This window comes from Serratia sp. YC16 (assembly GCF_009707615.1).
Taxonomy (GTDB): Bacteria; Pseudomonadota; Gammaproteobacteria; order Enterobacterales; family Enterobacteriaceae; genus Serratia; species Serratia surfactantfaciens.
In genome coordinates, this window is the sequence record NZ_WLYN01000005.1 from 197,424 (window position 1) to 217,689 (window position 20,266).

Consider the following 20,266-nt stretch of genomic DNA (forward strand, 5'->3'; position numbering starts at 1 on the left):
CTGCACCCTTTAAAATGATTCTGTTATCCGGCTTTTTTGCCGCCGAGCAGGTCCAGCACTTCCTGGACGCTGGTGGTATTCGCCAGCCGCTCGATCACGCTCTCGTCATCCAGCGCGTTGGTCAGGCTGGTGATCACCTGGATATGTTCGTTGTTGCGCGCGGCAATGCCGATCACCAGGCGCGCCACTTCGTCCTCTTCATCGCCGAAGCGCACGCCCTGCGGGTATTGGCAGAACACCACGCCGGTACGCAGCACCCGGTCTTTAGCCTCGATGGTGCCGTGCGGCACGGCGATCGACTCGCCCAGGTAGGTGGACGTGAGCTTTTCGCGCTCCAGCATCGCCGGCACGTATTCCGGCTCAACGTAGCCGCCCTTCACCAGCTGCTCGCCGGCGAAACGGATCGCCTGCTCTTTGTCGCTGGCCTGCAGGTTGAGGAACACGTTGCTCTCGCTTAGCTTGAACAGCCCCTGTTCGCCGGCCTCTGCAGCCGCGTGCGCGCCGCTCTGCGGGGCCGCTGCGGCAGCGGTATTCACCGCCAGCAAACGCTCGACCAGATCGCCATACAGCTTGCTGTCGAGGAAGTTGGTCAGTGAAATGTGCTGGGCCTGCGGCGCATGGCGCATCGCGCGTTCTGTCAGATCGCGGTGGGTGATCACCAGGTCCACATCGTCCGGCAGACTGTTGATGGCGCTGTTGGTCACCGAGATGTTCTTCAGCCCGGCGTCGGCCACTTTCTTGCGCAGCACCCCGGCGCCCATGGCGCTGGAGCCCATGCCCGCATCGCAGGCGACGATGATTTTGCGCACGGTGCTCAGATCGCCATCGACCGCCGACGGCGCGGCCGCGCCGCCCTTGGACTGCGATTTCATCTCTTGCACGCGACGGGTCGCGGCTTCCAGATCGTCATCCTCTTTCACCTTGGAGGTTTTCAGCAGGAAAGCGGACACCACGAAGGAGACGGCAAAGGCTGCGAACACCGCTGCAATGTTGGCGAAATAGGCGCCTTTCGGGGTCATCGCCAGCACCGCCAGAATCGACCCAGGGGAAGCCGGAGACACCAGGCCACCGTTCAGCATCGTCAGGGTAAAGACGCCGGTCATGCCGCCCAGGATCACCGCCAGCAGCAGACGTGGGTTCATCAGCACGTACGGGAAGTAGATTTCGTGGATGCCGCCCAGGAAGTGAATGATCGCTGCACCGCCGGCGGATTGCTTGGCGCTGCCGCGGCCGAAGAACATGTAGGCCATCAGCACGCCCATGCCCGGGCCTGGGTTGGCTTCAATCAGGAAGAACACCGACTTGCCGGCTTCCGTGGCCTGCTGAATGCCCAGCGGCGAGAAGATGCCGTGGTTGATGGCGTTGTTCAGGAACAGGATTTTCGCCGGTTCAACGAAGATGGACGCCAACGGCAGCAGGTTGTTCGTCACCATCACGTGTACGCCCGCCGCCAGCAGTTTGGAGAGCACCTCCACCAGCGGCCCGATGCCCAGGAAGGCCAGGATCGCCAGCAGCATGCCGATGATGCCGGCGGAAAAGTTGTTCACCAGCATTTCAAAGCCGCTTTTGATCTTGCCGTCCACCCAGCGGTCGAAGTGCTTGATAGCCCAGCCGCCCAGCGGGCCGGCGATCATCGCGCCGAGGAACATCGGCATGTCGGCGCCGACGATGACGCCCATGGTGGTGATGGCGCCGACTACGCCGCCGCGATCGCCGCCTACCAGTCGCCCGCCGGTGTAGCCGATCAGCAACGGCAGCAGGTAGGTGATCATCGGGCCGACCAGCTTGGCTAAGGTTTCATTCGGCAGCCAGCCGGTTGGAATGAACAGTGCGGTGATAATCCCCCAGGCGATAAAGGCGCCGATGTTGGGCATCACCATGTTGCTCAGGAAGCGGCCAAAGTTTTGCACTTTAACCTTGATGTCTGGTGAAAACATAAAACACACCCCTATTGTTACGCGCTGACAATAGAGCGCGTGATTATTGTTGTGACGATCCAGCCGTGTTGCCGCTGTATGCGAAACGGACTCTATCACGCTGTTTTTGTCACGCGAACTTCACGAATTTTTTGTGATACAAATCACATACAACACCCCAACAAACCACCACTTATAGTGATGCCGATCACAATTATGGCGTGTAAAAAAAGCACAGTGAGAAAGAAATCGCCTTAAAACCCGCAATAAAGTGATGCGCATCACATTTTTAACTTGGTGTTTTGTTTTTAAATTGTGACAAACATCACAATTTATTTTTGACCGCCGCGCCCGATAACAACGCGCTGTTTGATCTTCCCTGTGAGCACTCATCCCGCCGGGAACTAGCGAAGTGATGAGTGAAAGAAAACTACATTGCCTAATGAATGGATTAATTGAAGTGTAGTACAGAAGCCTGCGCAATAAGCCAGCAAGTTATTGGAAACTCTGAGGGGGGAAATAAAACAGGCCGGCAATGCCGGCCTGTCTCTCGTGCGCGGGGGCGTTATTGCGTCACGCTTTGAATGGTTTTCTGCGCGTTCACCAGGTTCTGCTGTTTAGCCACCAGATTCGACATCATGGTGTTGTATTGCGCCACCTGTTGCGCGGTGCGGAACTGCACGCCGTTGTTGTTAAAGCTGACCTGATTGCCCTGGCTCTGCAGGAAATCGCCAACCTGCACCAGATCCTGCACGAAGCTGGCGGTGGTCGGGATCGCCGGCATCAGGGCGTTGGCCGGCGCGGTGACGATCTTGTCATAGGCCTGGTTGTACACCGCCTTCAGATCGTCGGGCTGCTTCAGCGCCGCACGGGCGGTATCCGCCTGCGATTTGGCGGACTGGATCTGCTGGCCCAGCAGGTTCAATGCTCCGACCGACTGCTGCAGCGCGTCGCGTTTGTTCAGGTAGTCCTGCGCGGTGCGGATCTGGTTAATCTGGTCCAGCGCCGGCGTCAGGCTGGCGCCGACCGATTTGGACAACTGCTGGGAAAAACCGACCAAAATCGCGTAATCGCCGGCATAGTTGCCGAACTTCTGTTTCTGGTCTTCGCTCAGCGTGGGGATGTTCGCCCCGCTGCGCATCACGGTATTCTGTAAGTAATCAATGAATGCTTTGCGCTGTTCCGGCTCTTTATCGCCGCAGGCGGTCAATTGCATGACCACCAACAATGCCAATACCGGTGCCAACCAACGCGCGAAAACTCTGCTCTGGATCCCTACCGCCATGTGACATAACTCCTGTTATAAACCTGCTTTTTCATTGGACTCCGCCCCTTTTTCCGCACTCCGTGCGCCTATAAGAATAGATCAACTGGCGGCGTTCCGATACGCGATTCCGCTTGCGGTGAACATTGTCTGGTTAAAAACGGCGTACTGCGTGTACCACGTACGCATGGTACACTTTTCCAACGTTTATCGCCGGGCCAACTTGCTCATGTCCTCTTATCAACCGCCGTTGACCATCACCCCCTCCATTCTGCATCTGGCGACAGACGTAGGGGCAGCGTTGGCCCGTTTGACAATGCAAGCGGAACAAGAGCATGCGTTGCGGCTAAGGCGCATCAATCGGATCCGTACCATTCAAGGTTCGTTGGCGATCGAAGGCAATACCCTGAGCGAAGAGCAGATCACCGCTATCATCGCAGGTAAACGCGTCATCGCCCCTCCGCGAGACGTTCAGGAAGCGATGAATGCCATCCATTGCTATACCAACCTGAATCATTGGCATCCCGAAAATGAACGCGATCTGCTTGCCGCACATGGGATGCTGATGAACAGCTTGCTACCTGATGCCGGCCGCTATCGTCAGAGCGGCGTCGGCGTGATGAACGGCAACGTCGTGATCCATATGGCTCCCCCGGCGGAACGCGTACCGTTGCTGATCCGCCAACTGCTCATCTGGCTGCAACAAACCGATCTGCCACCGCTGATCGGCAGCTGTGTATTTCACTATGAATTCGAATTCATCCACCCGTTTGCCGATGGAAACGGCCGCATGGGACGGTTGTGGCAAACGCTGATTTTGTCACGCTGGGATCCTTTGTTCGCCAACGTGCCGGTTGAGAGCCTGGTGCATGATAACCAGTCCGGATATTACCAAGCGCTGAATGCCAGCAACCAAAAAACCGATTGTTCACCCTTCGTTGAATTCATGCTGGAAATGATTCTAAAAGCGCTTGAGCTGAGTATTACCCCCCAAGTCACCCCCCAAGTCACCCCCCAAGTCGATGACTTGCTGGCGGCGCTGCAAGGTGAGATGTCGCGAGAAGCACTCCAGAATGTTCTACAGTTGCAGGATCGAAAATCTTTCCGCGAACGCTATCTCCAACCGGCCTTGAATGCCGGTTGGATTGAAATGACGTTACCGGATAAGCCCAAGAGCCGTTTACAACGCTATCGCTTGACCGCAGCCGGTATCAAACAGTTACGCCAGCCATAAAAAAGGCGCCCGCAGGCGCCTTTTCACAGCACAGAGCCGTTTTACTGCAGTACGGAGATATCCGCCACCTGCAGGAACAGTTCACGCAGTTTGCTCAGCAGCGTCAGACGATTCACGCGCACTTCCGCATCGTCCGCCATTACCATCACGTTGTCGAAGAACGCATCCACCGGCTCACGCAGCGCAGCCAGTTCCACCAGCGCTTCCTGGTAGTTGCCCGCCGCGAAGTACGGCTGCAGCTTGTCGCGCAGCACCACCAGGTGGGTCGCCAACTGGATCTCTGCCGCGTCCTTCAGCACCGAGGCGCGCACGCTGTCGTTCAGCGTTTCGGTAGATTTGGCCAGGATGTTGGAGACGCGTTTGTTGGCCGCAGCCAACGCCGCCGCTTCGTCCAGCGTGCGGAAGTGGGATACCGCCTTGACGCGTGCGTCGAAGTCGGCCGGCTTGGTCGGACGGCGCGCCAGCACCGCCTGAATGGTATCGACCGCGTGGCCTTCTTCCTGATACCAGGCGCGGAAGCGGCCCAGCATGAATTCCACCACCTCATCGACCACTTTGGCGTTGGTCAGCTTGCTGCCGTACAGGCGCACGGCCTCTTCGGTCAGAGTCTGCAGATCCAGCGGCAGGTTTTTCTCGACGATGATGCGCAGCACGCCCAGCGCGGCGCGGCGCAGCGCGAACGGGTCTTTATCGCCTTTCGGATGCTGCCCGATGCCGAAGATGCCGGCCAGGGTGTCCATCTTGTCGGCGATCGCCAGTGAACAAGCCACCAGCGACTGCGGCAGCGCATCACCGGCGTAGCGCGGCTGATACTGCTCGTTCAGCGCAACGGCGACGTCTTCCGCCTCACCGTCGTGGCGCGCGTAGTGCATGCCCATCACGCCCTGGGTGTCGGTGAATTCGAACACCATGTTGGTCATCAGGTCGCACTTCGACAGCAGGCCCGCACGGGTGGCGTGGTTGACGTCGGCGCCGATCTGGCCGGCAACCCAGCCCGCCAGCGCCTGAATGCGATCGGTCTTGTCGCGCAGGGTGCCCAACTGCTGTTGGAACAGCACGGTTTCCAGGCGCGGCAGATTGTCTTCCAGACGTTTCTTGCGGTCGGTGTTGAAGAAGAACTCGGCGTCGGCCAGACGCGGACGCACCACCTTCTCGTTACCGGAGATGATCTGCTGCGGGTCTTTCGACTCGATGTTGGCCACGAAGATAAAGTTCGGCAGCAGTTTGCCCGCGGCGTCGTACACCGGGAAATACTTCTGATCGCCCTTCATGGTGTACACCAGCGCTTCCGCCGGCACCGCCAGGAATTTCTCTTCGAATTTGGCGGTCAGCACCACCGGCCATTCCACCAGCGAGGCCACTTCTTCCAGCAGGCTGTCGCTCAGATCGGCCTTGCCGCCAATCTTCTGCGCCGCCAGCTCGGCGTCGCGCTTGATGAGCGCTTTACGCGCTTCATAGTCGGCGACCACTTTGCCACGCTCCAGCAAGATCTGCGGGTATTGGTCGGCGTTGTCGAGGGTAAACTCGGCTTCGCCCATGAAGCGGTGGCCGCGCACGGTACGCGCAGAGTCGATGCCCAGCACGGTGCCCGGGATCAGATCGGCGCCCAGCAGCATCGTGACGGTGTGCACCGGACGCACGAACTGCACGTCAGAATCGCCCCAGCGCATCAGTTTCGGGATCGGCAGCTTGCCGAGCGCGGTGCTGACCATGCCGGCCAGCAGTTGCTGCGCCGACTGGCCTTTGACGTGGGCGCGGTACATCAACCACTCGCCCTTGTCGGTCACCAGGCGTTCAGCCTGATCGACGGTGATGCCGCAGCCGCGCGCCCAGCCTTCGGCCGCTTTGCTCGGTTTGCCTTCGGCGTCGAACGCTTGAGCGATCGCCGGGCCGCGTTTTTCAATTTCGCGATCGGCCTGCGCCGCGCTCAGGTTGGCCACTTTCAGCGCCAGGCGGCGCGGTGCGGCGAACCAGCTCACTTCACCGTGTTCCAGGCCGGCGTTATCCAGCTCGGCAGTGAAGTTGGCGGCGAAAGATTCCGCCAGGGAACGAAGAGCCTTCGGCGGCAGCTCTTCCGTGCCGATTTCCACCAGGAAAGTCTGTTGAGTCATGGCTGCCTCTTAGTTCTCGTTCTTCTTGTTGCACATCGGGAAGCCCAGCGCTTCGCGGGAAGCGTAGTAGGCTTCGGCAACGGCTTTGGTCAGCGTGCGGATGCGCAGAATGTAGCGTTGACGCTCGGTCACCGAAATCGCCTTGCGCGCGTCCAGCAGGTTGAAGGTATGACCCGCCTTCAGGATGCGTTCGTAGGCCGGCAGCGGCAGCGGTTTTTCCAGCGCCAGCAGCGACTGGGCCTCTTTCTCGTACTGCTCGAAGCAGGAGAACAGGAAGTCGACGTCGGCGTATTCGAAGTTGTAGGTGGACTGCTCCACTTCGTTCTGGTGGAACACGTCGCCGTAGGTGGTGACGCCCAGCGGGCCGTTGCTCCACACCAGATCATACACGCTGTCCACGCCCTGGATGTACATTGCCAGACGCTCCAGACCGTAGGTGATCTCGCCGGTTACCGGCTTGCACTCCAGGCCGCCGACCTGCTGGAAGTAGGTGAACTGCGTCACTTCCATGCCGTTCAGCCACACTTCCCAACCCAGGCCCCAGGCGCCGAGCGTCGGGTTTTCCCAGTTGTCTTCCACGAAGCGGATGTCGTGGATGGTCGGATCCAGACCCAGCTCTTTCAACGAGCCCAGGTAGAGTTCCTGAATGTTGTCCGGCGATGGCTTAATCACCACCTGGAACTGGTAGTAGTGCTGCAGACGGTTCGGGTTTTCGCCGTAGCGGCCGTCGGTCGGACGGCGGGATGGCTGCACGTAGGCGGCGGCCATCGGCTCCGGCCCCAGTGCACGCAGGCACGTCATCGGGTGTGAGGTTCCCGCGCCGACTTCCATGTCCAATGGTTGAACGATGGTGCAGCCCTGGCGCGCCCAATAATCCTGCAGTGTCAGGATCAGGCCCTGGAAGGTCTTGGTATCAAACTTTTGCATGTTGAATTCGCACGCGATACAAGTGGATTTAGATGGAATGAGCCAGTATACCCGTTGACCGTAAGATATACAGCCAGAATCCGGCAACAAGTGCGAATCGGGGCGAGAAGCGCTGGATTTTCGCGCGCGGCGCGCGCAGGACAGGACGCCGGTTAGCCGGCTTATTTCACCGGCGACGAACGTGGCGAAAATACGGCCCGCCAAAAACATTAGAATAACTTAACAAAAAACGAGACTAATCGTTGCTTAAATCGTCACTTATTCGCCCACAGCACCTGTTCTCATCAACCCTATTTACGCAGATTGAAATGCACACATGCTTATATTTGCCACAGGGTAAAGTTACACCAATGTTATTTTTGTTAATTTTATCAACTAAAAAACTCGCCTCACCGGCAGATAATGTGACTAAGCGCCAAATTATTTCTTATATCGCGAAAAATAAGGCGATATCACGCGACGGGCCGCTGCAGCGACTCGAGGAGAAACAAGCGGATATGTAATACGCCAACAATGAGCCACAGAAACCCATTGACAGTTAATCTTTGGTTATACAATAATAATTAAAATTTTCCCTGGTGTTGGCCAAGTGGCTACCTGATCCTTTCATAGGATCAGTTTTTTTTTGTATTTCCGTCAGCGTCATGACGGCCCGCATAATTAATTCCCGTCCGCTTCCTCTTAATTAGCTTCCCTTATACGAACGTATCGCTTACGCATTGCCATTTAGCGCGCCTTTGGCAAACGCGCTCTGCAGGCAATCCATTCAAAAACGCGCGCTGACGCCGACGTTATACATAAACTGCTCGCCGCTGCTCAGCCCGCCGGTTTGCGAGACGGTGGCGAAGGCCGATACCCTGTCCGTCAGCGGCATGTTGGCCCCCAGCGTGACATCCACCCAGTTTTTGTCCTGGCCCGCACTGTCGCGGGTAAACGAGGTTTGCGTCGATTTCAGGCCACCGCCGGCGCGGTAGACGTCGTCGCCGAACTGATGCTGATAGCTCACTTCCGCATAAGGGTTAAATACGCCGAATTGCGTATCCAGCCGCCAGCCCAGCGCACCAATCTGCGAGTGGTAGGTTTGATCGTTGAAGCGCATGGCGGTGCTGTCATCGCCGTCTTCGCTGTAGCCGGAAACGCGGCTGTAATCCCAGGCGAACTGCGCCACCGGCCCGGTGGTCAGGTAAGAAGCGATCGGGAAGTCATAGCCGGCAGTCACGCGCGCGCCCCACTGCTTGCCGGAAGTCGAACCGGTTTCGGTACGCGTCAGCGGCCCCAGCCGCATGCTGCGGCGAATATCGTCATAATCCATCGCCGCATAGTGCAGATCGGCGTTGACCCAACCGTGCTCGAATATCGCCAGCGAACTGAAGGCCGACAGCAGCAGCCCACGCGCCTTGTAATCATAACGGCTGGAAGGATGCTGATCGTCGTTGGAACCGGCGATCAACGCACCGATCAACCAGCCGTCGGTCAGCTGATAGTCCACGCCGACGGTCAGGTTGTGGGTGGTGGCGTTGCCGTCCCCCGCCGCCCGGTTATCGGCATAGTCGTAGTGCTGGCCGGCGTAACCGCCGAACACGCCCAGCGAGCCCTGCGGGTTTTCGCCGTGACGCAGCTGCTGGAAGCGGCTGTCGAGCGTGGCGCGGCTGTCGCGCGCCATCGCCGCCGTCGCCTGATTCAGCGCCACCACCTGCGCCGGGCCATCCAACACCGCCTGGATATAATCCGCAATCAGCAGGTGCGCCTGCGGGCTCGGGTGGAAGTGGTCGGAGAACAGATAGGATTGGCTGGCATCGAAGCCGGGCATGTCGGAACGGCAGACCGCCGAGGAAACGCCCGGCGGACAAGCCATGCCGGCGGTGTTGGCGAAGCCGAACTGCGCCGGATTGGCAATCGCTTCGGCAAACAGTTTGTTGACGTCCACCCGCACGATATTGCCGCCGCCCTGCGCCAGCAAACGGTCTTCACTTTGATTATAGAAATCGGTCAGCTGACCGGCCTGCGCGCTCAGGCTGTCATACGCCGCGATGAGCTGGGTGGCGATCGCCTGCTGCACCTGAGGAATGGCGCTGCCCTGCTTCGCCGCAGCGGCCAACGCCGCGTGGATCGCCTGCGTGCGTGACGCGTTGTCCGGCGTCGCCAGCGAATTGAGCGTGGCGTAGGCCGCCTGGATCGCCGCCCCCTGCACCGGAGACAGCGCCTGTTGAATGATCAACTCCATCAGCTGCGGCGTGGAGCCGATGTTCGGCACCGTCGGCACGATCACCGTGCCGGCGCCGGCGTTCAGCAGCGAATGCACCTGCGCGGCGGCGGCGGCCGCGCTGTTATAGGCCACACCGGGTGCGGTCGCGGCGTTCAACGCCGCCGCCGCCAGATCGTTACCGCCGATCCAATGAATGTACAAACCGTCGCCATCGGCCTGGCCGTTAACCCGGTTCAGATAGCGCTGCACCTGATCCTGGGTATTATCGACCGGATTCAGGCCCGGCACCGCCACGGCACCGCCGGCGGCATAGTTTTCACCGCCGTTGTCCGAAGCCACCAGCGCCGCGCCGATGCGCTGCGCCAACGCCTCGTCGTACAGCAGATGCTGGCTGCCGTCATAGGTGAACCGGCCGTTGTTGCCGGTATCGCTCAGGCTGTCGCCAAAGACGTAGAGTTGGTCATACGCCTGAGCCGGAAGGGTCACACTGCAAAGTAGCGCCACTGCAAGCGCCGCCGGGCGGGGCATGCACGTTATTTTTAGAGGCATGAATCGACTCCTGAGAGCCTGCAAATGAAGGCAATATCGTTTTTATCGTTGACCGGTTTTCCACCGGCCATGTAGTAACTATTGTCGGCTTTTCCGTCACGTCAAGCGGGCTGATGACAAAACAATCAGAGGCTTGCCAAGTTCGCCGCTTCGAGCGATGATTACTGTTCATAAATACAGCATAAGGACATTCAGGATGGCAGACGAACGTTGCGGTTGGGTGACGGCCGATCCGTTGTATCTCGAGTATCACGACAAGGAATGGGGCGCGCCCACCACCGACGCGCGCGAGCTGTTTGAAATGCTCTGTCTGGAGGGGCAACAGGCCGGCCTTTCCTGGATCACCGTGCTGAAAAAGCGCGAGAACTACCGCCGCGCTTTCCACCAGTTCGATCCGCAGCGGGTCGCCGCCATGAGCGAGCAGGACGTGGAACGATTGCTGCAGGACAGCGGCATCATCCGCCATCGCGGCAAGATAGAAGCCATTATCACCAACGCCAGGGCCTATCTGGCGATGGAGGAGGCCGGGGAGAATTTCGTCACCTTCATTTGGGATTTCGTCGGCGGCCAGCCGCAGCTCAACCGCTGGCAAGCGCTAAGCCAGGTCCCGGCTAAAACCGAGCAGTCCGACGCCATGTCCAAGGCGCTGAAAAAGCGCGGCTTCAAGTTTATCGGCTCCACCATCTGTTACGCCTTCATGCAGGCCAGCGGGCTGGTGAACGATCACCTGACGGGGTGCATGTGCTACCCAAAGCCACGGTGATCCGCCCCAGCGGCCTGGAGGATATCGACCGGCTGATGGCGCTGTGGCTGCCCAGCACCATCGCCGCCCATCCGTTCGTGGCGGAAAAATACTGGCGCGAGAGCGCCGCGCTGGTACGAGAAAACTACCTGCCGCGCGCGCAAAGCTGGGCCTGCTGGCATGACGACGAGATCGTCGGCTTTATCAGCGTGCTGGACGAGCAGTTCATCGGCGCGCTGTTCGTCGATCGGGCGTTCCACGGCCGCGGCGTCGCCCAGGCGCTGATGGCGCATGTGCAGCAGCGCTACCGCCGGCTCAGCCTGGAGGTTTATCAGCAGAACCTGCGCGCCTGCGCGTTCTACCACAAGCACGGTTTTCAGGTGACGCAGCGCCTGTTCAACGACGAAACCCTGGCCTATACGCTGATCATGAACTGGCCGGCAATCGAAAATTCAACCGGTTGCGGTTAAAAAAGGCGCATTCACACCCCGGCGGCGCGCAATTAGGAATCCGCTGCATGGCGCCGCCCGGCATTTTGTCGCATAACACCCCCCAGCACTCCCCCGCGCTCATCATTTGTCACGCTTTTCTCCGGAACTGCCGGCGAACCAGCGCGTCATAGTAGCGCGGTGGCGCGGGCTTCCCGCGGCGCCCATTTTTTGCGCCCCCGTTTTGGGCCGGCGCGTACAGATTTTGATGCCATTAAGGACAAGAACATGAAAAAACGCATTGCCATTATTGCCGGCGCAGTGAGCGTAGCGCTCACCCTGTCGGCCTGTACCACCAACCCTTACACCGGCGAATCCGAAGTCGGTAAATCCGGTATCGGTGCAGGCCTCGGGGCCGCACTGGGCGCCGGCGTCGGCGTGCTGTCCTCCTCCAAGAAAGATCGCGGCAAAGGCGCGCTGATCGGCGCGGCGGCCGGTGCGGCGCTCGGCGGCGGCGCGGGTTATTACATGGATGTGCAAGAAGCCAAACTGCGCGACAAGATGAAAGGCACCGGCGTCAGCGTCACCCGCCAGGGCGACAACATCGTGCTGAACATGCCGAACAACGTGACCTTCGACAGCAGCAGCGCCACGCTGAAACCGGCGGGCGCCAACACCCTGACCGGCGTCGCCATGGTGCTGAAAGAGTATCCGAAAACCGCGGTCAACGTGGTCGGCTACACCGACAGCACCGGTTCTCGCTCGCTCAACATGAACCTGTCGCAACAGCGCGCCGACGGCGTAGCCAGCGCGCTGATCACTCAGGGCGTGGCGGCGAACCGTATTCGCACCACCGGCGCCGGCCCGGACAACCCGATCGCCTCCAACAGCACCGCGGAAGGCAAGGCGCAGAACCGTCGCGTCGAGATCACCCTCAGCCCGCTGCAGTAATCCCGTGCGGGGCGCAACCGACGCCCCGCCGCTTCCTCCCGACTTTCTCCTTATCCTTCAACATTCCCGCTCGCACATCGGGTATGGTAGTCTCCTTGGCAATTAACCGCGGGAGAGATCGGCTGTGAGCACAGGCAAGGCAACGCGCGCCTCAGGACGCGCCACCATCAGCGATGTGGCAAGCATCGCCAAAACCGGCAAGACCAGCGTGTCGCGCTATCTGAATGGTGAACAGCACCTGCTTTCCGACGATCTCAAACAGCGCATCGAACAGGCCATTCAGCAGCTCGACTACCGGCCAAGCCAGATGGCGCGCAGCCTGAAAGGCGGCCAGACCCGCCTGATCGGCCTGATCCTCGCCGATATCACCAACCCCTATTCGGTGGACGTGATGCGCGGTATTGAAGCCGCCTGTCGCCAGCACGGTTTTACCCTGCTGGTGTGTAACACCAACAACGAAGTCAATCAGGAGCAGCACTATCTGCAGCTGCTCAGCAGTTATCGGGTGGAAGGCATCGTGGTCAACGCGGTCGGCATGCGCGAGGAAGCCTTATCCACGCTGCAACAGTCGATGCTGCCGATGGTGCTGATCGACCGCAAGATCCCCGACTTCGCCTGCGACGTGGTGGGCCTGAACAACCGCGAAGCCGCCACCGTCGCCACCGAACATCTGCTGCAACAAGGTTTCGAAGCGATCCTGTTCCTCAGCGAGCCGCTCGGCACGGTCAACACCCGTCTGGAACGCCTGCACGCCTTCAGGCATACCATGGCGCAGCACCCCGCGCTGTTGGCGGAGCAGGCCGAAACGCCGCTCAACGATCGGCAGAAGCTGGAGCAAGTGTTGAGCGATTTCAGCGGCCGCCATCGCGGCATGCGCAAGGCGGTGATCTCCGCCAATGGCGCCCTGACGCTGCAGGTGGCGCGCGCCATGCGCCGGCTGGGCATCCAGTGGGGCAACGACATCGGCCTGCTGGGCTTTGATGAACTGGAGTGGGCGGAGCTGGCGGGCGTCGGCATCACCACGCTGAAGCAGCCCACCTACCAAATGGGGCACGCGGCGCTGGAGCGGCTGGTGCAACGCATTCAGGGCCTGGCCGCCCCCAGTGGCGATCAAATGTTCTCCGGCGAGCTGATCGTCCGCGGCTCCACCACCCGCTGACTGACTTTCCCATGGGCCGTTGACCGCCCCTCCGCATCGGCTGTTTTTTGCTCAGCTTCGTGATTGCGATCATATTTTTACACTCTGTCGCTTTCCGCTGGAACCGGTTCCATTTAACGTATCGGTAACAGCAGCGGCGGCGACAATGCCGCCTCAGGAGTCAAAATGAAAACAGAAATCATCGTGGTCACCGGCGCCTACGGCACCGATACCGTCAAACAACACGGCGGCCAGCGCGCGCTGTTGCCCCTCATCGCCGGTGCCGGCGCCGACGGCGTCGAGATCCGCCGCGAACTGTTCGCCGCCGGCGAGCTGGACAGTCTGCCGGCGCTGGCGCAGGAGATCGAGCGCCAGCAACTGTTCTCCGTCTATTCCGCCCCTGAGGCGCTGTTCACCCCGCAACATACGCTGAACCCCAACCTGCCGGCGCTGCTGGCGGAGGCACAGGCGCTGAACGCACGCCAGCTGAAGCTGTCCCTTGGCCATTTCCGCCCCGGCTTCGACTTTACCGAGCTGAAAGTGGCGCTGGAACAACACCCGGTCAAACTGGTGGTAGAAAACGACCAGACGCCGGACTGCGGCATTTTGTCGATGCTGAACGCCTTTTTCCATGCGGCGGAAGATAGCCACCTGCCGGTCAGCATGACCTTCGATATGGCCAACTGGCTGTGGGTGGGGCAAGACGCCTTCGCCGCCGCCGATCGCCTGGCCCGTCACGTCGGTTACGTGCACGTCAAAGCCGCCACCCAAGGCCCGCGCGGCTGGCGCGCCGTAGCGCTGGACGATACCGACGGCAGCTGGCGCGATCTCTTGGCCCACCTGCCGCACGACGCGCCGCGCGGCATCGAATTCCCGTTGCAGGGCGATGATCTGGAAGCCGTCACCCGCCATTACGTCAATATTTTGCGTGCGGAGTAACCCCATGATGACAACGTTAACGGCAACGACGGCGCAGCAGGCGCCCCTGGATGTGGTCACGCTGGGCGAAGCCATGGCGATGTTCGTGGCGGCACAGACCGGCGATCTGGCGGAGGTGGAAACCTTCACCAAACGCATCGCCGGCGCCGAACTGAACGTGGCGATCGGCCTGGCGCGCCTGGGCATGAACGTCGGCTGGGTCAGCCGCGTCGGCAACGACTCGTTCGGCCGCTTCACCCTGCAGCAGCTGAAAAAAGAGGGCATCAACTACCGGCAGGTCACGGTTGACGGCCAGTATCCGACCGGTTTTCAGGTGAAGTCCAAAACCACCGATGGTACCGATCCCAGCGTGGAGTATTTCCGCAAAGGCTCGGCGGCCAGCCACCTGTCGGTCGCCGATTTCAACCGTGAGTATTTCGCTTCAGCGCGCCACCTGCACCTGAGCGGCGTAGCGGCGGCGCTGTCCAGCCAATCGCTGGCGCTGTGCCACCATGCGGCGCACGAGATGCGCGCCCTGGGCAAAACCATTTCGTTCGACCCCAACCTGCGCCCGGTGCTGTGGCCCAGCCGCGAGGTGATGATCGAGCAGCTCAACCAGCTGGCGTTCGCCGCCGATTGGGTGCTGCCGGGGCTGAAAGAGGGGCAGATCCTCACCGGCCAATCGACGCCGGAAGGCATCGCCGATTTCTATCTGGAGCGCGGCGTGCAGGCGGTGATCATCAAAACCGGCCCGGACGGCGCCTGGTTTAAAACCGCCGCCGGCGATAAAGCAGCAGTAGCTGCGGTCAAGGTCGACAACGTGGTGGATACCGTGGGCGCAGGTGACGGCTTTGCCGTCGGCACCCTCAGCGCCCTGCTGGAAGGCAAAACGCTGAAACAGGCGGTGCAGCGCGGCAACAAAATCGGCTCGCTGGCGATCCAGGCCATCGGCGACAGCGAAGGCTTGCCGACCCGCGCGGCGCTGGCCGAATAATAATAAAAAAATACGACTTCTCCGCATGACGTCAGCCTCTGGCCCTACAACCGGGACGCGTCGGGAGAGCATCTGCCCCTTCTTCTGGCATGCCGGCGAAGGGGATGCAACACCACTGAAGGATACTGAACATGAACAAAGCGACTGTCGCGGCCAAACGCTGGTGGTACATCATGCCCATCGTGTTTATCACCTACAGCCTGGCCTATCTCGATCGCGCCAACTTCAGCTTCGCCTCCGCCGCCGGCATCAATGAAGATCTCGGCATCACTAAAGGCATGGCCTCGCTGCTGGGCGCGCTGTTTTTCCTCGGTTATTTCTTCTTCCAAATTCCCGGCGCCATCTACGCCGAACGCCGCAGCGTCAAAAAACTGATCTTCTGGTGCCTGATCCTGTGGGGCGGCTGCGCCTCGCTGACCGGCGTGGTCAGCAATATCCCGATGCTGGCCGCCATTCGCTTTATCCTCGGCGTGGTGGAGGCGGCGGTGATGCCGGCGATGCTGATCTACATCAGCAACTGGTTCACCAAATCGGAGCGGTCACGCGCCAATACCTTCCTGATCCTCGGCAACCCGGTGACGGTGCTGTGGATGTCGGTGGTGTCCGGCTACCTGATCCACGCCTTCGGCTGGCGCGAAATGTTCATCATCGAGGGCATTCCGGCGGTCATCTGGGCGTTCTGCTGGTGGGTGTTGGCGAAAGACAAACCGGCGCAGGCCGGCTGGCTGAGCGCCGATGAGAAACGGGCGCTGCAACAGCAGCTGGACGAAGAGCAGAAGGGCATCAAGGCCGTGCGCAACTACGGCGAAGCCTTCCGCTCGCGCAACGTGATCCTGCTGTGCGTGCAGTACTTCGCCTGGAGCATCGGCGTGTATGGCTTCGTGCTGTGGCTGCCTTCCATCCTGCGCAGCGGCATGCAGATGGGCATGGTGGAAGCCGGCTGGCTGTCGGCGGTACCTTACCTGGCGGCGACCATCGCCATGATCGTGGTCTCCTGGGCGTCGGACAAAATGCAAAACCGCAAGCTGTTCGTCTGGCCGCTGCTGCTGATCGGCGCGCTGGCGTTCTTCGGTTCTTACGCCGTCGGCACCAACCACTTCTGGATCTCCTACGGCCTGCTGGTGGTCGCCGGCGCCGCGATGTACGCCCCTTACGGGCCGTTCTTCGCCATCATTCCGGAAATGCTGCCGAAAAACGTCGCCGGCGGCGCCATGGCGCTGATCAACAGCATGGGCGCACTGGGTTCGTTCTTCGGTTCCTGGTTCGTCGGCTATCTGAATGGCGCCACCGGCAGCCCGGCGGCCTCTTACATGTTTATGGCCATCGCACTGGTGGTGGCGGTGGTGCTGACGCTGATCGTCAAACCCGCCCGCAACGAGATCCAGCCGCAATTGGCTTGATCCGGTTATACTTTTTATCTGTTAACCCAACCGGGGGGGCGCCAGGCCCCCTTTGGCCCAGCTGGAGTTCGTGATGAAGCCTTCTATCGTATTGTACAAAAGCCTGCCTGCCGACCTGCGTGAACGCCTGGAACAGCACTTCACCGTGCACGCCTTCAACGGCTTGCAACCGGAGAACCGCGACGAACTGCGCCAGGCGCTGCAGCAGGCCGAAGGGATCATCGGTTCCGGCGGTAAAATTGACGAAGCCTTCCTGCAGCAGGCGCCCAAACTGCGCGCGGCCTCGACCGTTTCCGTCGGCTACGACAACTTCGACGTCGAGGCGCTCAACGCGCATAACGTGCTGCTGATGCACACCCCGACGGTGCTGACCGAAACCGTCGCCGACACCATCATGAGCCTGGTGCTGGCGACCGCGCGCCGGGTGGTGGAAGTGGCCGAACGGGTGAAGGCCGGCGAATGGCGCGGCAGCATCGGGCCAGACTGGTTCGGCGTCGACGTGCACCACAAAACCATCGGCATCCTCGGCATGGGCCGCATCGGCCTGGCGCTGGCGCAGCGCGCGCACTTCGGCTTCGGCATGGCGGTGCTGTACAACGCCCGCCGCACGCACGAAGAGGCGGAACAGCGCTTCAACGCGCGCCGCTGCGATCTGGATACCCTGCTGGCCGAGTCGGATTTCGTTTGCATCACGCTGCCGCTGACCGAGCAAACCTTCCACATGATCGGCCGCGATCAGCTGGCGAAGATGAAGAAAAGCGGCATTCTGATCAACGCCGGCCGCGGGCCGGTGGTGGATGAGCAGGCGCTGATCGAAGCTCTGCAAAACGGCGTGATCCACGCCGCCGGGTTGGACGTGTTCGAGAAAGAGCCGCTGCCGGCCAACTCGCCGCTGCTCAGCATGCCGAACGTGGTGGCGTTGCCGCACATCGGCTCCGCCACCCATGAAACGCGCTACGGCATGGCCGCCTGCGCGGTGGATAACTTGATCGCCGCATTGACCGGCACGGTGAAAGAAAACTGCGTCAATCCGCAGCTGTTGCAGAAATAACTTAGCGCGGCCGGTGGTCTGCGGATAACCGGCCGTGTTGCTCTTCCTGCTGCGGCGCGAACAGCGCCTGCAGCTGATGTTCTTCGGCGAAGTGCTGCAATTCGGCATCCTGAATTGCCTGAACGATCTCTTCTCGCCAGTTTTTGTCCGTCATCGCTAACCTCCTTTGATGTTCATCGTTTAATCTGCCGCAGCGCACGCGCAAAGCCAAGCCGAATCAATCCGAAAACGCTCCGCCCTCCCTCTCCTCCCCGAAAAAAAACCGCAGGGAGGAGGCCGTTTTTTCACCGTTTGCCACACTGGGCGCTACCCTGCGACAAAAACGCTTCCTGCCGCGCGTAAGGAGAGCCATGAAACTGTTACCCCTGCCCTTGTTGATGCTGTTGTCGCCAGCAGCGCTAGCCGCCTGGACGCTGCCCGGCTTTCCGGCCTTCGACGAAACCGCCGCCGGGCTGTTCATCAGCCAGGCCCCGCTGCCTAAAGGCCAGCGGCCGCTGCAGCTGTATCAGGACAACCAATGCTGGCAGCCGGCCGAGGCGGTGAAGCTTAACCAGACGCTGTCGCTGCAGCCCTGCGGTGTCAACCCGCCGGTCAGCTGGCGGCAGTTCCGCGCCGGCGACTATCAGGCGCACATCGACACCCGCAGCGGTACCCCCACGCTGCGGCTCAGCCTGCGCAGCGCGCCGGAAAGCGCCGCCGTTGCCGTCCGCAGCTGCCCGCGCTGGGACGGCAAGCCGGTCACGGTCGACGTCGCCTCGACCTTCGCCGAAGGCGAAACGCTGCGCGATTTCTATTCCGGCCAAACGGCGCAGGTGAGCCAGGGTAAAATCACGCTGCAGCCCGCCGCCGTCAGCGGCGGCTTGTTGCTGCTGGAATCCGCCGCCACCACTAAACCGGCGGCGTTCAGCTGGCATAACGCCACGGTTTATTTCGTGCTGACCGATCGCTTTGAGAACGGCAATCCGACCAATGACCACAGCTACGGGCGCCGCAGCGACGGCCTGCAGGAGATCGGCACCTTTCACGGCGGCGATCTGGCTGGCCTGACGCAAAAGCTGGATTATCTGCAGCAACTCGGCGTCAACGCCTTGTGGATCAGCTCACCGCTGGAGCAGATCCACGGCTGGGTCGGCGGCGGCGCCAAGGGCGACTTCCCGCATTACGCCTATCACGGCTATTACGCGCTGGACTGGACCCGCCTCGACGCCAACATGGGCACCGAACAGGAGCTGCGCACGCTGGTCGAGCAGGCGCATCAGCGCGGCATTCGAATTCTGTTCGACGTGGTAGTGAACCACGTCGGCTACGCCACGCTGGCGGATATGCAGACGTTTCACTTCGGCTCGCTGTATCTGCAGGGCACGGAGGTGGAAAGCATCCTGGGGAAAAACTGGGGCGACTGGCGTCCTGGGCCGGGGCAAAACTGGCACAGCTTCAACGACTACATCAACTTCAGCGACAAGGCGGGCTGGCGCCAATGGTGGGGAAAAAACTGGATCCGCACCGATATCGGCGACTATGACGCGCCGGGCTACGATGATCTGACGATGTCGCTGGCCTTCTTGCCGGACATCAAAACCGAAGCGCCCGGCGCCAGCGGCCTGCCGCTGTTCTACCGCCATAAGCCCGACACCGCCGCACACGATATCCCCGGTGCCACTACCCGCGATTACCTGACCGTCTGGCTCAGCCAGTGGGTGCGCGATTACGGCATCGACGGTTTCCGCGTCGATACCGCCAAACACGTGGAGAAACCGACGCTGGCGCTGTTGAAGCAACGCGCCACGGCGGCGCTGGCGGCGTGGAAAGCGGAACACCCGCAGCAGGCGCTGGATGACGCACCGTTCTGGATGACCGGCGAAGCCTGGGGGCACGGGGTGATGAAAAGCGACTATTACCAGAACGGTTTCGACGCGATGATCAACTTCGACTTCCAGGACCAGGCGTCACAGGCGTTGGGCTGCTTTGCCGACATCGACGCCACCTACCGGCAGATGGCCGAGCGGCTGCAGGATTTCAACGTGCTGAGCTACCTCTCGTCGCACGACACCCGACTGTTCTTCGCCGACGATGCCAAAGGCTCGCTGTCGCGGCAACAGCGGGCGGCGAACCTGCTGCTGCTGGCGCCGGGCGCGGTGCAGATTTACTACGGCGACGAAAGCGGCCGCCCGCTCGGCCCGACCGGTTCCGATCCGCTGCAGGGTACCCGCTCCGACATGAACTGGCGCGAACTGCAGGGGGAGAAAGCTCCGTTGCTGGCCCACTGGCAGCGGCTGGGGCAGTTTCGCGCCCGCCACCCGGCGATCGGCGGCGGCGTGCAAATCCCGCAGCCGCACGCCGCTTACTATGCCTTCAGCCGCCGGCTCGGCGACGATAAGGTGATGATAGTGTGGGCCGGCGAACGGTCACAATAATTCAGCGTAATATGCTACCAATA

16 protein-coding genes are annotated in these 20,266 nt (G+C 60.9%); 10 read left to right on the forward strand and 6 right to left on the reverse strand.

From position 1 onward, the window contains the following. Positions 1-23 precede the first annotated feature (23 nt). Positions 24-1,937, reverse strand: coding sequence for a PTS mannitol transporter subunit IICBA (locus GKN89_RS16815; protein ID WP_019455520.1), 1,914 nt, complete (start codon positions 1,935-1,937; stop codon positions 24-26). Positions 1,938-2,481: 544 nt separating this feature from the next. Then, the gene (locus GKN89_RS16820; protein WP_019455519.1) at positions 2,482-3,201 is read right to left on the reverse strand and encodes a DUF3053 domain-containing protein; all 720 of its coding nucleotides are present in this window, start codon (positions 3,199-3,201) and stop codon (positions 2,482-2,484) included. 151 nt (positions 3,202-3,352) lie between these two features. Here GKN89_RS16820 and GKN89_RS16825 point away from each other — a divergent pair, with 151 nt between their 5' ends. Beyond that, positions 3,353-4,414 carry a Fic family protein gene (locus tag GKN89_RS16825; protein WP_235049956.1) on the forward strand — a complete coding sequence of 354 codons (1,062 nt, stop codon included), beginning with the start codon at positions 3,353-3,355 and terminating at the stop codon, positions 4,412-4,414. Positions 4,415-4,455: 41 nt separating this feature from the next. Here GKN89_RS16825 and glyS read toward each other — a convergent pair whose 3' ends face one another. The 3 genes from glyS to GKN89_RS16840 form a co-directional block, all read right to left on the reverse strand. Further along, complete coding sequence (gene glyS, locus GKN89_RS16830; RefSeq protein ID WP_019455517.1) at positions 4,456-6,525, reverse strand: glycine--tRNA ligase subunit beta; 2,070 nt, start codon at positions 6,523-6,525, stop codon at positions 4,456-4,458. Positions 6,526-6,534: 9 nt separating this feature from the next. Further along, positions 6,535-7,452, reverse strand: a complete 918-nt coding sequence (gene glyQ / locus GKN89_RS16835) for a glycine--tRNA ligase subunit alpha (RefSeq protein WP_004933966.1) — start codon at positions 7,450-7,452, stop codon at positions 6,535-6,537. Positions 7,453-8,218: 766 nt separating this feature from the next. Next, on the reverse strand, positions 8,219-10,207 hold the full coding sequence (locus tag GKN89_RS16840; RefSeq protein WP_025160292.1) for an autotransporter domain-containing esterase: 1,989 nt from the start codon (positions 10,205-10,207) through the stop codon (positions 8,219-8,221). 196 nt (positions 10,208-10,403) lie between these two features. Here GKN89_RS16840 and GKN89_RS16845 point away from each other — a divergent pair, with 196 nt between their 5' ends. The 8 genes from GKN89_RS16845 to ghrB all read left to right on the forward strand — a co-directional run bounded on the left by GKN89_RS16845 (position 10,404) and on the right by ghrB (position 17,829). Then, positions 10,404-10,970, forward strand: coding sequence for a DNA-3-methyladenine glycosylase I (locus GKN89_RS16845; protein ID WP_019455515.1), 567 nt, complete (start codon positions 10,404-10,406; stop codon positions 10,968-10,970). Then, complete coding sequence (locus GKN89_RS16850) at positions 10,967-11,419, forward strand: N-acetyltransferase (RefSeq protein WP_063918270.1); 453 nt, start codon at positions 10,967-10,969, stop codon at positions 11,417-11,419. Before GKN89_RS16845 ends, GKN89_RS16850 begins: the two co-directional genes overlap by 4 nt. A 246-nt stretch (positions 11,420-11,665) precedes the next feature. Continuing rightward, entirely contained in the window at positions 11,666-12,328 is a 663-nt protein-coding gene (locus GKN89_RS16855; RefSeq protein WP_016929583.1) for an OmpA family lipoprotein, read from the forward strand. A 124-nt stretch (positions 12,329-12,452) separates the two neighbouring features. Next, positions 12,453-13,487: a LacI family DNA-binding transcriptional regulator gene (locus GKN89_RS16860; RefSeq protein ID WP_019455513.1), complete on the forward strand. Its 1,035-nt coding sequence runs from the start codon at positions 12,453-12,455 to the stop codon at positions 13,485-13,487. Between the two features lie 165 nt (positions 13,488-13,652). Then, a complete protein-coding gene (locus tag GKN89_RS16865) occupies positions 13,653-14,405 on the forward strand; it encodes a sugar phosphate isomerase/epimerase (protein WP_154747404.1) in 753 nt (250 codons plus the stop codon). A gap of 7 nt (positions 14,406-14,412) precedes the next feature. Further along, positions 14,413-15,378, forward strand: coding sequence for a sugar kinase (locus GKN89_RS16870; RefSeq protein WP_154747426.1), 966 nt, complete (start codon positions 14,413-14,415; stop codon positions 15,376-15,378). Between the two features lie 131 nt (positions 15,379-15,509). After that, positions 15,510-16,778 (forward strand): MFS transporter, encoded by a 1,269-nt coding sequence (locus GKN89_RS16875; RefSeq protein WP_063918272.1) that lies wholly within the window; start codon positions 15,510-15,512, stop codon positions 16,776-16,778. 73 nt (positions 16,779-16,851) lie between these two features. Then, positions 16,852-17,829, forward strand: coding sequence for a glyoxylate/hydroxypyruvate reductase GhrB (ghrB, locus tag GKN89_RS16880; RefSeq protein ID WP_154747405.1), 978 nt, complete (start codon positions 16,852-16,854; stop codon positions 17,827-17,829). 1 nt (position 17,830) lies between these two features. Here ghrB and GKN89_RS24315 read toward each other — a convergent pair whose 3' ends face one another. Further along, positions 17,831-17,983, reverse strand: coding sequence for a hypothetical protein (locus tag GKN89_RS24315; RefSeq protein ID WP_019455508.1), 153 nt, complete (start codon positions 17,981-17,983; stop codon positions 17,831-17,833). A 196-nt stretch (positions 17,984-18,179) separates the two neighbouring features. Between GKN89_RS24315 and GKN89_RS16885 the strand changes: the two genes are divergently transcribed. Beyond that, a complete protein-coding gene (locus GKN89_RS16885; RefSeq protein ID WP_154747406.1) occupies positions 18,180-20,243 on the forward strand; it encodes an alpha-amylase in 2,064 nt (687 codons plus the stop codon). The last annotated feature ends 23 nt before the right edge of the window (positions 20,244-20,266 follow it).